The 11,750-nt window shown below is 36.1% G+C and carries 22 protein-coding genes; 18 read left to right on the top strand and 4 right to left on the bottom strand.

Going from position 1 to position 11,750, the window contains the following annotated elements; translation table 11 throughout:
* Positions 1-87: 87 nt before the first annotated feature.
* The 4 genes from P7D84_RS13085 to P7D84_RS13070 all read right to left on the bottom strand — a co-directional run bounded on the left by P7D84_RS13085 (position 88) and on the right by P7D84_RS13070 (position 2,476).
* On the bottom strand, positions 88-1,224 hold the full coding sequence (locus P7D84_RS13085) for a site-specific integrase (protein WP_137603038.1): 1,137 nt from the start codon (positions 1,222-1,224) through the stop codon (positions 88-90).
* Between the two features lie 116 nt (positions 1,225-1,340).
* The gene (locus P7D84_RS13080; protein WP_137603039.1) at positions 1,341-1,652 is read right to left on the bottom strand and encodes a hypothetical protein; all 312 of its coding nucleotides are present in this window, start codon (positions 1,650-1,652) and stop codon (positions 1,341-1,343) included.
* Between the two features lie 36 nt (positions 1,653-1,688).
* Positions 1,689-2,117 carry an ImmA/IrrE family metallo-endopeptidase gene (locus tag P7D84_RS13075; protein ID WP_137603040.1) on the bottom strand — a complete coding sequence of 143 codons (429 nt, stop codon included), beginning with the start codon at positions 2,115-2,117 and terminating at the stop codon, positions 1,689-1,691.
* An 11-nt stretch (positions 2,118-2,128) separates the two neighbouring features.
* Positions 2,129-2,476: a helix-turn-helix domain-containing protein gene (locus P7D84_RS13070; RefSeq protein ID WP_246022676.1), complete on the bottom strand. Its 348-nt coding sequence runs from the start codon at positions 2,474-2,476 to the stop codon at positions 2,129-2,131.
* A gap of 303 nt (positions 2,477-2,779) precedes the next feature.
* Here P7D84_RS13070 and P7D84_RS13065 point away from each other — a divergent pair, with 303 nt between their 5' ends.
* From P7D84_RS13065 to P7D84_RS12980, 18 genes are all read left to right on the top strand, one after another.
* Positions 2,780-2,962, top strand: coding sequence for a helix-turn-helix domain-containing protein (locus tag P7D84_RS13065; RefSeq protein WP_137603041.1), 183 nt, complete (start codon positions 2,780-2,782; stop codon positions 2,960-2,962).
* A gap of 4 nt (positions 2,963-2,966) precedes the next feature.
* Positions 2,967-3,299, top strand: coding sequence for a DUF771 domain-containing protein (locus P7D84_RS13060; protein ID WP_311806715.1), 333 nt, complete (start codon positions 2,967-2,969; stop codon positions 3,297-3,299).
* A complete protein-coding gene (locus P7D84_RS13055) occupies positions 3,296-4,009 on the top strand; it encodes a Rha family transcriptional regulator (RefSeq protein WP_311806713.1) in 714 nt (237 codons plus the stop codon). Before P7D84_RS13060 ends, P7D84_RS13055 begins: the two co-directional genes overlap by 4 nt.
* A gap of 15 nt (positions 4,010-4,024) precedes the next feature.
* Complete coding sequence (locus tag P7D84_RS13050; RefSeq protein ID WP_311806711.1) at positions 4,025-4,183, top strand: hypothetical protein; 159 nt, start codon at positions 4,025-4,027, stop codon at positions 4,181-4,183.
* The gene (locus P7D84_RS13045) at positions 4,176-4,322 is read left to right on the top strand and encodes a hypothetical protein (protein WP_311806709.1); all 147 of its coding nucleotides are present in this window, start codon (positions 4,176-4,178) and stop codon (positions 4,320-4,322) included. The genes P7D84_RS13050 and P7D84_RS13045 overlap by 8 nt, the downstream gene beginning before the upstream one ends.
* Positions 4,323-4,354: 32 nt before the next feature.
* Complete coding sequence (locus P7D84_RS13040; RefSeq protein WP_311806717.1) at positions 4,355-4,906, top strand: NUMOD4 motif-containing HNH endonuclease; 552 nt, start codon at positions 4,355-4,357, stop codon at positions 4,904-4,906.
* Positions 4,899-5,237 (top strand): hypothetical protein, encoded by a 339-nt coding sequence (locus tag P7D84_RS13035; RefSeq protein ID WP_311806707.1) that lies wholly within the window; start codon positions 4,899-4,901, stop codon positions 5,235-5,237. The genes P7D84_RS13040 and P7D84_RS13035 overlap by 8 nt, the downstream gene beginning before the upstream one ends.
* Complete coding sequence (locus P7D84_RS13030) at positions 5,230-5,886, top strand: ERF family protein (RefSeq protein WP_311806705.1); 657 nt, start codon at positions 5,230-5,232, stop codon at positions 5,884-5,886. Before P7D84_RS13035 ends, P7D84_RS13030 begins: the two co-directional genes overlap by 8 nt.
* A 5-nt stretch (positions 5,887-5,891) precedes the next feature.
* A complete protein-coding gene (locus P7D84_RS13025; protein WP_311806703.1) occupies positions 5,892-6,569 on the top strand; it encodes a putative HNHc nuclease in 678 nt (225 codons plus the stop codon).
* Between the two features lie 4 nt (positions 6,570-6,573).
* Complete coding sequence (locus tag P7D84_RS13020) at positions 6,574-7,371, top strand: putative phage replisome organizer (RefSeq protein ID WP_311806702.1); 798 nt, start codon at positions 6,574-6,576, stop codon at positions 7,369-7,371.
* Positions 7,361-9,646: a DnaB-like helicase C-terminal domain-containing protein gene (locus tag P7D84_RS13015; RefSeq protein ID WP_311806701.1), complete on the top strand. Its 2,286-nt coding sequence runs from the start codon at positions 7,361-7,363 to the stop codon at positions 9,644-9,646. The genes P7D84_RS13020 and P7D84_RS13015 overlap by 11 nt, the downstream gene beginning before the upstream one ends.
* Entirely contained in the window at positions 9,646-9,834 is a 189-nt protein-coding gene (locus P7D84_RS13010) for a hypothetical protein (RefSeq protein ID WP_311806700.1), read from the top strand. Before P7D84_RS13015 ends, P7D84_RS13010 begins: the two co-directional genes overlap by 1 nt.
* A complete protein-coding gene (locus P7D84_RS13005; protein WP_311806699.1) occupies positions 9,831-10,166 on the top strand; it encodes a VRR-NUC domain-containing protein in 336 nt (111 codons plus the stop codon). The genes P7D84_RS13010 and P7D84_RS13005 overlap by 4 nt, the downstream gene beginning before the upstream one ends.
* The gene (locus P7D84_RS13000; RefSeq protein WP_311806697.1) at positions 10,167-10,610 is read left to right on the top strand and encodes a single-stranded DNA-binding protein; all 444 of its coding nucleotides are present in this window, start codon (positions 10,167-10,169) and stop codon (positions 10,608-10,610) included.
* Positions 10,611-10,621: 11 nt separating this feature from the next.
* Positions 10,622-10,978, top strand: coding sequence for a hypothetical protein (locus P7D84_RS12995; protein WP_311806695.1), 357 nt, complete (start codon positions 10,622-10,624; stop codon positions 10,976-10,978).
* Positions 10,979-11,221 carry a hypothetical protein gene (locus P7D84_RS12990; protein WP_311806694.1) on the top strand — a complete coding sequence of 81 codons (243 nt, stop codon included), beginning with the start codon at positions 10,979-10,981 and terminating at the stop codon, positions 11,219-11,221.
* Positions 11,221-11,409, top strand: coding sequence for a hypothetical protein (locus tag P7D84_RS12985; RefSeq protein ID WP_311806693.1), 189 nt, complete (start codon positions 11,221-11,223; stop codon positions 11,407-11,409). Before P7D84_RS12990 ends, P7D84_RS12985 begins: the two co-directional genes overlap by 1 nt.
* A gap of 68 nt (positions 11,410-11,477) precedes the next feature.
* A complete protein-coding gene (locus P7D84_RS12980; RefSeq protein WP_311806691.1) occupies positions 11,478-11,708 on the top strand; it encodes a hypothetical protein in 231 nt (76 codons plus the stop codon).
* Positions 11,709-11,750 lie beyond the last annotated feature (42 nt).

Here is an 11,750-nt window from a genome sequence, read left to right as displayed (position 1 = left end):
CCTGCAGCTGGCATTTAAACTAAAAGACAAACCTTGATACAATAAGGTTTGTCTTTCTTTTTGTGCCAAACGTGTGCCAAATCACTTTTAACTTTTATAAATATCATCAAAGATGGACTTAATATGTTCATCTTCCCTTTCTTCAAGTTCTTTTACCGCATGACTATAGACTTCCATTGTGACGGCTAAATTCTTGTGTCCTAGGTGTTTTGAGACAGCCATAATATTAACACCCTTGAATATCAAAACAGATGCGTGAGTGTGCCTTAAACCATGCATGGTGAGCGGAGTGTCAATTTCTAATTGTCTTAGAAGTTCCTTCAGCTTTTTGTTCGCAGCGTTGTTTGATATCAATCCTTCTTTTGCGTTGTAGAACACAAAATCATGCTTGGGTTTAATTTCCATTTTCTGAAACAGTTTTCTTTGTTCACTTTTGAATGATTGCATTATTTTTGATGTTTCAGCATCCAAAGGTACTTTTCGAACAGACTGCTCATTTTTAGTTGGTACAAAATCTTGAGTCTCAGTGTAATCCCAAGCACGATCTACGAAGATCGTTCCTTTGTCTAAATCAACATGGTCCCATGTTAAACCTAGAAGTTCTCCAAAACGTAACCCAGTAGCGGCGGCAACGACAATCATGAATCGAGAAGCAAAATGAGGATCGAGCCGTTCTTTCGCAAGGTTAACCAATGATTCAAACTCTGAAAAATTTAAAAATTTATCCTGCTCGTCTACACTGGGAGCCTCTCCTTTGATCACGGCTCCTTTAGTGAAGTCATACGGAATAACTCCTTCGTCTATAACATTTCTCAAGCTCGCCTTGATCTGAGTGTTTAAACGTTCAACGGTCGCATCGGCGTGTACTTTAGAAAACTCATTTATTTTTTCTTGATAATGAGTCCTTGATATTTTTTTAATCGTGTCATCTGTAAAATACTTCTCGATGTTCATTAATGTGTTCTTGTATTTTCTAAAGGTAACATCAGAAACTTTTCCTTTTTTATACACGTTCATCCATTGCTCAAAATGATCAGAAAGTAGGATATCTTTACTTGTAACTTTTAGACCTTTTGCGAGACTCGCCTCAATTTCTCCAGCTTCAGCAATAGCGTCTCCTTTTTTTGCAAAGCCACTTTTTCTAAGCTTTTTATATTTCCCGTTCTCGTCTTTATACGATATTTCGTATTGCCAAGTTTTGCCACGTTTTACAAATCTAGCCAATTGAATCAACTCTCTTTCTTTGATACAATAGGCACAGTTAAATAAGCCTATTGTTATAGGTAATATTTATGTGATCACGTCGTTCAAACTTTGCAGGGGAGAGCGACGTGTATTTTTTATTCAAATTCAACTTCAGAAGCTCCTTCGTTAAATCCTTCCAAAAATTCGTTTTTTTCCATAAAGTCTAACCAAATTTGTTTTCCGTTATATTTAGGAACGCCCTCATGTGCTTTGATTTGATCGTATGCTGCAGTTGCTACGTTATTCCACATGCCTTGTATTGCTTTTTCCACTTTCCGATCGTTCCATTTACTTTTTCCAGAACGATTTTTGTTTTTCATAAGCTGAAACTCCGTAGCTTTCTCAATAAAAATAGGATACCCGCTCGCATTTTCTTCTAACCATTCTTTAAATTCTTGATATAACATAAAAAAACTCCTTTTTTACGAATGTATGTTCGTTTTTTATTTAAAAAATATATTGCCGGATTTAGCTCCGACGAGATATCGTGTCATAAATTCTTTAACCATTGGTTCGTATTTTGTTTCAATTTCATAACTTTCTAAAAAGTTTATGTAATTGAATGAACTGGGTTCAAAATCAGGTTCGTTAAGTTTAGCTTCTAATACTTTTTCAATCATGAACTCCTCTGCTTCATTTTCCATTTGAGAATGAAGCGAAAAAGCCAGATTGTATAGTTTATAGTCGTTTCTCTGCTTAGCTAGATGCCCCAATTCATGCAATAAGTCTTTTTGCTGTTGCCATTCAGGATTGTGCGAATTGATTACTATTAGATTTAAGTTTGGGAAGCAATAAGCATCCTTTTTAAGTTCATGATCGTACACAACCGTTACTTGTAATATTTCGATAAACTTTTTAATAAAACTGTCCATCCAACCACCGCCTAATTTTTTCCGTCTAAATATGCTTCGATAATACGAGTAAGCGTGGGAATATCATCAGCATCGATTTCTTTCCCATCTTTGCCCATAGCAGATTCCAAAGCTTCTTTTATTGTTAACTTTCTTTGCTCGGGAGAAAGGCCAGCATATTGGTTGTCAGTTCTGCCTAAAAGGTAGTCAAGACTAGTGTTGAAATAGTCTGCAACTTTTTTCAATCTTTCAGTATTAGGAATTCTTTTTTTCCATTGATAGATTGTGTTGCTAGGCAAGTCTAAATTATCTTCTAATTGAGATACAGTAATACCTCTTGATTTACAAAGTAACTTTATTCTTTCTAGTAAAATTTCCATCTGGAATCACCTTTTTCCGCAACGAAAAAACAAAAGCTAACAAAAATATTAGTTTTTGGTTGACAACTAATAAAATTATTAGTATTATAAATCCGTAAGCTAATTCAATACGCTAATGAGCAATAAGAAAGACACCTATCAAAATAAACAATTCGAGGTCGGCAAACTTAGAACGTTAATTTATAGGGGGAGTTCTATGCTTATTTAACTATGACTTTATACTAATACAATCGTTAGTCCGTGTCAATAAATATTAGCTAATTTTATTAGCTTACAAAAATATGGAAGGAGAGTGATTTTTTTATGTCTCAAGATTTAATTACAAAAATCAAAATCGCATTAGTGAAAAAAGGGAAAAATCAAGCTTGGCTGGCTGAACAGTTAGGGATTTCTACTGCGTATATGTCCGACATAATGAACGGCAAAAGAAGCCCACAAGCGAAAATTGAAGAGATCAAAGCGGCTTTAGATTTGGATAAGGGGTAATGAGATGGCTGAACAACAGATAGAGGCAAAAGTAACAATTGAAATACCTGATAACTTAGTCCTGATTGAAAAGGTTCGATTGAGAGAGCTAGAAGAAAAAGAATTCGCCGGTCAAACTTTTACGATGAAAGATTTTTCGTCCAGAGCTAATCGATCATCAACTTGGCTCAAAGACAATATTCTAAACAATCCAACACTAATAAGAAAATTGGATGTGGAAAATGGAGGATGGGTTTACTATCCGTATTCGAAAAGTGATCGATGGTTATTCAAGTCACAAGGACTGATTGAGTTTATTGACAACGATCTTTGGAAATATCTAGGAGGAAGAAAATGACAGATTTAGTAATTATGAAAGATCGCCAAGCGGTCACAACAAGTTTGAACTTGGCAGAAAGTTTTGAGAAAGAACACAAGAATGTAATTCAAGTAATTGAATCTAAAATTCAATCGGCTGAAAATTCAGCTCATTACAAAAAGATGTTTGCTTTAGGTTCTTATGTAGATTCTCGCGGAAGAGAGCAAAAAATGTATTACATGAACCGAGACGGCTGGACTTTTATTGCAGTCGGTTTTACAGGACGTAAAGCAGATTCGTTCAAACTGAAATACATCGAAGCGTTTAACAAAATGGAAGACCACATCAAGCAACAAGTAAAAATTCCAACCACACCAAGAGATTTGGCGTTACTAGCTTTATCCGCTGGCGAAGAAACGAATCAGCGTGTTGATGAACTAGATACTCGTGTTGCTGATTTAGAAGAGAACACGGTGCTCAGCGCTGGCGATTACGGATATATCAGTCGTCGAATCAATCAGCGAGTTTCGGAAGTTGCCAGAGGATTTGGGAAACTTACTCAAGAACAACGAGGAAAACTCCATAAAGATATCAATTCAGGTGTAAAAGCTGTGACAGGTGTATCTACACGGACGCAACTAAGAAACAGACACTATGAAACAGTCTTAGATTTCATTAATGATTGGGAACCATCTACAGCAACAAAGATGCAAGTGCGACAAATGAGCTTGGATTTAGAAACTGCATAGAAAAGGAGCATGACAATGAAGCAAATAAACCTAGCGACAACAATTATGTGCATGTTAGCTGTTCCGATTATTTCGAGTTTCAACATGTTGGCAGCATACGGCTATATCGGAATCTTTCTCATAGCGATTGGCTGGGAAAAGAAAAAGCCAACCGAGAGGGCTGACTATGAATAGAATAGAAGCTCTAAAAATAGGAAAGATAATAGCTGATCGTTGGTGGGTTCGTAATCAATCAACAATTCGAGCGCAAAAAAATATTGAACGAAGAAAATTGTGGGAACAAAAAAAGCTCACTACGCCGGCAAGCAATTAGTGAGCAAACAAAGAATGATTTGAGGTGATTATATCAAAAATCTAGAAAAATGGAAAGAATTAGAAAATTTTCCTGGGTATCTGATAAGTAGCTTTGGGCGAGTTTACTCAATGAAAACTAATCAATTTAAAAGGACGAGAACCAGTAATTGCGGATATACCCAAATAGGGCTATATAGCAGTTTTGAACACAAAACAATCTCATGCTTTGTCCACCGCCTAGTAGCGCAAGCGTTTATACCTAACGAATTAAACAAAGAACAAGTCAACCACATTGATGGAAACAAAAATAATAACACTCTTTCGAATTTAGAATGGTCAACAAGATCTGAAAATGTAAAGCATGCCTATTTGATCGGAATCAAGGAACCAACTGAAAAAGTACGAGCAGTTGCGCAAAAACTACGTGCCGTTCCAGTTGCAGTAACAAATAAAAAAACTGGAGAAGAAATGGTTTTTTATTCTGGTCGACGAGCTGCGAATTACTTCAATGTAAAACCGCATTACTTTTATAAGTTATTACGAACTAATGGAGAAGATAGCAATTTTGCTATTAAGAAACTGCGAGGTGAATCTAATGTTTGATTACGATAAAGCGATGGCTGATCCTGACAGCTATACATTTATCAATGTCAGTGAATCAAAAGCAGAAAATGACACTGAGTTGAGAACAAATGTTTTAGAAGAAAAACTTGAGTATTTTCAAGACGACAACGGAGCAACAGTCGCTTACAACGATACGATCTATCGCTTGGAAATCAAAACCGAACGAGGAACAACACCTTTTCTCGTGATATTTGAAAGCGCACAAGAATTGTTAGATGAATTTGAGCAAGAAATAGAATTTGCAACACTCGAAAAATATAGTGATGGGGAATCGTTTATAAAGGAAATGGAGGAGAAGTTCGGTGAGTGAAGAAAAAGAACTGTCTTTTTACGAAAAATTATCTGCATTAATTACAGAGCTCAAGGCTCCTAAAGGACAAAGAAACAACTTTGGTAAATACAACTATAGAAGTGCAGAGGATATTTTAGAGGCAGTAAAACCTTTAGCTAATAAATATGGATTAGTCCCAATGCTGACTGATGAAATAGTCCAGGTAGGTGATCGCTATTATGTTAAAGCTAAAGCAGTTATCACCGATGGAATTAACACTGAAAAAGCAAGCGGATTTGCTAGAGAGCCCGAATCTAAAAAGGGTATGGATGAATCGCAAATTACAGGAACTGCTTCTTCTTACGCTCGAAAATACGCCATGAATGGCTTGTATCAGATTGACGATACAAAGGATGCTGATACTGATGAGTACAAACAGCAAGTTGATTCAGCTAAACCTAAAAAAATCACTAAGACGCAAGCTAAGGCGTTACAGACTAGAGTTGATAAATTAGCAGAGCTTGTCTCTTCGAAGACTGAGAAACATATTACAGGGGTTCAAATGGCCGAAAAAATTACTGATACAAAATTTTTACAGGTGATTCCATTAGCAGAATTAGATACAGAGCAATTCTTAACTGCTACTAGGTACGCTGATGAACTTGAAAAAGCTTACTCAAAGAAGTGATTTAAATGAATAACCTTTCTTACCTTACTAAAATTACAAAAATAGCAGGAAATACGATCGTTTTAGAACTCAAAGAAGAGCTGAATATTGAACGCCTCAAAACGATTTTCAACGGATTTGATGGCGAGCGTCAAGCAGAACTGTTCATTAAAGATCCACGTGGGTTTACACCGCAGCAGAGACGCTTTGTGTTCGCTTTAATGCAAGATATATACATTTATACTGGAGAGCCTTTAGAAAGCCTGAAAGACGTGTTTTATTGGCAATTTAGATACTTCACAGGTAAAAACATTAGTTTATCAAATGAATCAGAGAATACTGTCGATGAAGTATCTACATTGTCTGAATTGATATTAGATTTCATCTTTGAAAATGATATTCCATTTCGTGAAGGGTATGAGATACCACCACAAAACACACAATACTATTTTTATAAATGCGTAACGACAAGAACCTGTTGTGTTTGTGGTAAAAAGAATGCTGATATTGACCATTTTGATAAAGCTTTGGGAAGAAGAAAGCGAAGTGAGGTAGACCACACAGAATTTAATTTTGCAGCACTTTGTAGAACTCACCATCAAGAAAAGCATCAAATCGGAATTGCAACATTTAAAAATAAACATCACGTAATTGGTATCAAACTGAATCAAGACGAGATTAAAAAGTTGAGTATCGGAGGTTAAGAACTTGGCTGAAATAAGTTGGATAAAGCTCAAGACGACAATGTTCGACGATGAAAAGATAAGGTTAATACAAGCTGTTCCTGAAGCAGATGCAATCTTAGTTATTTGGATAAGGCTTTTAGTGTTGGCAGGGAAGACTAACGACGATGGTTTGATTTATATACAAAGAAATATGCCTTACTCAGAAGAAATGTTATCGACACTTTTCGATAAACCAGTAAACACAATACGGCTAGCGCTCAGCACGTTAGAGAAGTTTAATATGATCGATTTAAATACTGATGGCAGCATTGTAATTACTAACTGGGTCAAACACCAAAACATTGAAGGTATGGAGAAAATACGAGAACAGAACAGGCTCAGAGCCAAAAAGCATTATAGAAAAAAGAAAAATTCTAACGTGAGTCTAACGTTAGATGTAACGGAACCTAACGCAACAGATATAGATAAAGAATTAGATAAAGAAAAAGATATAGATAAAGAGAAAATACCATATACCGACATCATCAAATACTTGAACAACAAAACAAGTAAATCATTTAAAGTTACTCAAAAATGGAAAGACCTTATAAAAGCTCGTTGGAATGAAGGGCAAAGATTTGATGATTTTAAAAAGGTTATTGATGTGAAAAGCGAGCAGTGGTTAAACAACCAAGAAATGAATCAATACCTTAGACCAGCCACTCTTTTTGGAAATAAGTTCGATAGTTACTTGAACGAACATAAACCACAGACGAACTCTTCAATATCTGATGAAATAGCAGAATCACAAAGAAAGATAGCTGAAGCATATGAACAATGAACTTAGTCTAGTTGCAGAAATGCTAAACAACCCATCGATCATTACGAGCATTGATATTGATTCTGAATGGTTTGAGAGTCCTCAACAAAAAATGATTGTAGAAGCACTGACTCGGCTTAGAGGAATGAACTACACAACAGAACAAGTCTATCGAGAAATGAGAAGCATTGACTTGTTTAGCGCTGGCACAGTTGATGATCTCGAAACACTAAAAGGCTTAGCACCTCAGTTAGGAATCGAAAGAGAGTTAGCGAGACAGATACACAATGCCTACTTAGACCGCAAGTTGCATACAGCGTCCACAGATTACGCTCAGACGCTTTCTAAAACAGACGGGGACAAGTTACAGCGACTACTAGAAGAAAAGCGTGAGGTCAATCATATCAAGTCTGATGGCAGATTAGACGTAGCGTTCGCTGAATTTTGCGATAGCTTGGATAGACCTAGCAACGCAATGACAACTTATAAACCACTAGACGATTTCTTGGGTGGTGGAATAACAGGAGGCAAGTTGATCGTATTGGCAGGAAGGCCTGCTACTGGGAAAGGGCATCCGAATTGGTTAGAAATACCAACACCAAAAGGAAAAGTAAGATTTGGTGATTTAAAACCAAATGACTATGTTTTTGATCAACACGGAAAACCAACTAGGGTAGTTGGCGTATATCCGAGAGGTACTTTGAAAACTTTTGAAGTCACTTTAAAAGATGGAAGAAAGACAATTGTTGATGAAGATCACATCTGGAGTGTTTATACATCAAAGGGGAATTTAAAGGAAATAACAACAAAAGAAATTTTTGAAACTGGAACGCACAGAGTAGATGTGAACGAAAAAAAACATGCTAGATACTCAATACCCTTAAATGGTCCAGTCGAATACAAACCTCAAAATAAGTCGGTTGTTGATCCTTATTTGATTGGTGTGTTTTTGGGAGATGGCTGCTCGTCAGAAAGGCCTTTAACAATCAGCGGATGTGACGAGTTTGTATTTAAAAAAGTAGCCGAAACAACAAATACAAAGCCCAAAAAATTAAGTTTAAAAAATTATAGTTGGGTGTTCGAGTTGAAAGAATACAAAAAGAATAAAAAGTATTTGCAAACAAAAGATGTTTTTTCTGATCTTCCAGAAGTTACCAGATATTCTCATTTGAAAGAGATACCTGAATATTTAATGACATCAAGTATAAGCGAAAGGCTCGAGCTATTAAGAGGATTATTTGATACAGATGGATCAGCGTATATAAGTAAGAATAGTCCTTATGTAAAATATAACACTACTTCTAGGAAAATGGCTTATCAAGTAAGAGAACTGCTATTTAGTGTTGGATATGAAAATAGGATTAGAAAAGATGAAAGAGGAAAAAATATCTGTTATGAGATATCCGTCTTGGCAGAAGTTTGTAAGTTGTCCGAATTATTCAAAACGCCAACTAAAAAAAACGTTCTTTTAGAATGTAACCATAAATTTAGAAAGAAATTTAATAGATCGATAATTTCTGGAATTAAAGAAGTTGGGTATGAAGAAGTAACTTGTATCTCAGTCGAAAACAAAGATCAGTTGTATCTTTGCAACGATTTTATAGTTACTCATAATACGGCTTTTGCTTTAAACATTATGTATGAGTTGTTTACTAAAAATAATGATGTAGCTTGCGACTTCTTTACTTTTGAAATGGGTCAAAATGAACTGATGACACGCTTAGTTTCTAAAGTGACTAATATCAATTCGCTGTTGTTCGTAGGCAAAGACAAGCTAAGTCCTGATAACAAAGTAAAAGCAAGGGAAGCTTATGAAGCTATGAAGAGATCATTCGATATGCGAGTGTTCACTTCCGAATATTCGAATTTGAATGACATTAAATATGCAATCAAAAAACGCATTGGAGATAAGCGCTATGTAGCTTTCGTTGATTACGCTGGATTGATAACAGTAAACGATACTCGTAAAAATGAACGCCAAGTAATGAATGAAGTAACTAGAGAGCTGAAAAAGCTCACGACTGATTATGGTATTACGATCATTTTATTGGCTCAATTGAGTCGTGCTGTCGAACAGCGCGAAAACAAACGACCAATGTTAAGCGATTTGAAAGAGTCAGGATCGTTAGAACAAGATGCAAACGTAACCTTGCTGCTATCTGCCGATGAAAAAGACAGCCGGAAAATACGTTGCGATGTTGCTAAAAACAGAGAAGGTATGACGGGCATAGCACCTTTCATTTTTGATAAAAAACATATGGATTTCAGCATTGATTTTGATGAATGGAGAGGCTGATGGACGGGGGAACTTATTTAGAAATTCTAAAAGAAAACGGATTAAAGAGAAGCAAGCTAGTGAAATTGTTAGAAAAGCAAGTTGCGATTTTATACGAGAATGACTTAACAGATCTAGCAGAAGAAACGAAATGGCTTGCGATAGATATAGCTGAATTTGAGAAGAAAAATGGAGTGATAGACATTTGAACGAATTAGAACTTCAAAAGCAGATTAAACAGGAGTTGCGGCGTTTAGGCCATAAGTGTTGGCAAGTTGATTCGGGCAAGAAACTAACTCATAAGACAAGAGGGCAAGGCTTAGAAAAAGGATTCCCCGATCTATTTGGGGCAAGAAGTACAGACGGCAAGCTGTTTTTCGTAGAGGTAAAAATTGGAAAAGGGAAACCTTCTGATGATCAGATTAAATTTTTAAATGCTGCAGATGGTAACAAAATTTTGAACGGTGTCGCTTGGAATTTAGAACAAGCAATCGAAATAGTGAATGGTGAGAGATCAATAAAAAATTTGGAGGGAAATTAGATGATAAACAATGTGGTTTTACAAGGTAAATTAGGCAAAGATATCGATTTAAAATATACACAATCAGGCAAAGCAGTTGCTTCTGTAAGTATTGCAGTCACGAGAGACTTTAAAGATGCCAATGGAAATAGAGAAACTGATTGGATCAACCTTGTGTTTTGGGGCAAAACAGCTGAAACAGTTGCTAATTACTTTAAAAAAGGAGACGAGATTTTAGTAATTGGAAGAATTCAAGTGAGAAATTATGAAGATCAACAAGGAAATAAAAAGTATATTACCGAAATTGTAGTGGGTAACTTTAGTTTTCCTGGAGGAAAGAGCAAAGAAAGCCCACAAAGCAATTCTTCAAGCAATTCATATAGCAATAACCGTAATAGTAAACCAAATGCTGATCCATTTAGTGGATCGTCAATAGACATCGGGGATGATGATCTGCCGTTTTAGGAGGTATTCATATGAGAAGCCGGAAAACACCAGCGCAGCAACAGGCATGGAGCGAATTATTATTATTGATTAATGATCCAGAATGGTACTTAGACAGTTCAAAATGCGAGAAACATAAAAAAATAATGGAAATTCTTGAGAAAAACGAAGTAATTTTACCACAAAACGGAATAGATATTAGACACCAAAGATATCTTGATGTACGTCCGGGTCTGGAAAAAGAAATTATTTATCAAATAAAAAAAGGAAGGACTGTACAACAGATGAGGGAAATGTTCAGGATGGATCCCAAAACATTTGCTTATGTCAGGAGGAAGCATGGATTACCCAAAAATAACAGGCGAAAAAAAGGTAAAGAGGGAATTTAGATGAAAACAATTAATATTTTCGGCGAGTACATCGAAGGTGAAGAAATCGAGTATACGGATCAGCCGTATAAAAATATCATCATTGTAGAAGACGACAAAGGCGATAAGCACGTCGTTCATCGTGACACTGTGGATGAAAAACATAAACGGACGAGAAGCCGTGCAGGCGTCAAGTTTGACCTGCTAGCGTGTCAGGCAAATGGTCGCAAGGGACCTGTTAGAAAATGGAGGCGGATTGGTTGATGCCAAAGAAAAAAATTAGAGAAATAGCTGCCTCATACGGCTATCAGCGGCTTAGAAATTATCGAAAGTGGGATAGTATGCACTTTTCGGCAGAGGTCAATGGCGTTGTGATTGTGATTAATATTAAGTCAGGCGAGCTGCACGAAAGAAATCCGTTCACTAAAAAGTTGATGAAGCAGGAGCGGTAACGAATGGTGGAATTAGCATGGCTCCAGTAACTGGGGCATTAGCGTAGAAAAAGAAAGAAGGAGATTTAATGACAGTAGAAGATTTATTACTAATTATCGGAGATGGTCATCAGGTAAGAGTAAAAAACGAACAAGGAAAAAACGTCACTTATATCGCAGGATGTTTACCAGTAAATTACTTTAGCAAAAGCATAGTAGAGGCTCATATTTTAGGAGATTCAGATTACTTAGAAATGTATGACGAAGACAGTCCAGAAAGATTATGGGAAGAAATCATAATTGAACTAATTTTAAAATAATCAACTAACGGAGGACTTAGAGGAGGAATACTTAAATGAGTA

This window comes from Enterococcus dongliensis, from assembly GCF_031927985.1.
In the GTDB taxonomy this organism is placed as follows: domain Bacteria; phylum Bacillota; class Bacilli; order Lactobacillales; family Enterococcaceae; genus Enterococcus_A; species Enterococcus_A dongliensis.
The sequence above is the reverse complement of the archived record's forward strand: the minus strand, read 5'-3'. Positions and strand labels throughout refer to the sequence as shown.

Excerpts from the sequence above, each read along its gene's own strand:
- P7D84_RS13045 (WP_311806709.1), top strand. The coding sequence starts at position 4,176 with ATGAATAGAATAGAAGCTCTAAAAATAGGAAAGATAATAGCTGATCGT.
- P7D84_RS12985 (WP_311806693.1), top strand. The coding sequence starts at position 11,221 with ATGCCAAAGAAAAAAATTAGAGAAATAGCTGCCTCATACGGCTATCAG.
- P7D84_RS13055 (WP_311806713.1), top strand. The coding sequence starts at position 3,296 with ATGACAGATTTAGTAATTATGAAAGATCGCCAAGCGGTCACAACAAGT.
- P7D84_RS13065 (WP_137603041.1), top strand. The coding sequence starts at position 2,780 with ATGTCTCAAGATTTAATTACAAAAATCAAAATCGCATTAGTGAAAAAA.
- P7D84_RS12980 (WP_311806691.1), top strand. The coding sequence starts at position 11,478 with ATGACAGTAGAAGATTTATTACTAATTATCGGAGATGGTCATCAGGTA.
- P7D84_RS13080 (WP_137603039.1), bottom strand. The coding sequence starts at position 1,652 with ATGTTATATCAAGAATTTAAAGAATGGTTAGAAGAAAATGCGAGCGGG.
- P7D84_RS13010 (WP_311806700.1), top strand. The coding sequence starts at position 9,646 with ATGGACGGGGGAACTTATTTAGAAATTCTAAAAGAAAACGGATTAAAG.
- P7D84_RS12995 (WP_311806695.1), top strand. The coding sequence starts at position 10,622 with ATGAGAAGCCGGAAAACACCAGCGCAGCAACAGGCATGGAGCGAATTA.
- P7D84_RS13000 (WP_311806697.1), top strand. The coding sequence starts at position 10,167 with ATGATAAACAATGTGGTTTTACAAGGTAAATTAGGCAAAGATATCGAT.
- P7D84_RS13035 (WP_311806707.1), top strand. The coding sequence starts at position 4,899 with ATGTTTGATTACGATAAAGCGATGGCTGATCCTGACAGCTATACATTT.
- P7D84_RS13060 (WP_311806715.1), top strand. The coding sequence starts at position 2,967 with ATGGCTGAACAACAGATAGAGGCAAAAGTAACAATTGAAATACCTGAT.
- P7D84_RS13070 (WP_246022676.1), bottom strand. The coding sequence starts at position 2,476 with ATGGAAATTTTACTAGAAAGAATAAAGTTACTTTGTAAATCAAGAGGT.
- P7D84_RS13015 (WP_311806701.1), top strand. The coding sequence starts at position 7,361 with ATGAACAATGAACTTAGTCTAGTTGCAGAAATGCTAAACAACCCATCG.
- P7D84_RS13050 (WP_311806711.1), top strand. The coding sequence starts at position 4,025 with ATGAAGCAAATAAACCTAGCGACAACAATTATGTGCATGTTAGCTGTT.
- P7D84_RS12990 (WP_311806694.1), top strand. The coding sequence starts at position 10,979 with ATGAAAACAATTAATATTTTCGGCGAGTACATCGAAGGTGAAGAAATC.
- P7D84_RS13075 (WP_137603040.1), bottom strand. The coding sequence starts at position 2,117 with ATGGACAGTTTTATTAAAAAGTTTATCGAAATATTACAAGTAACGGTT.
- P7D84_RS13025 (WP_311806703.1), top strand. The coding sequence starts at position 5,892 with ATGAATAACCTTTCTTACCTTACTAAAATTACAAAAATAGCAGGAAAT.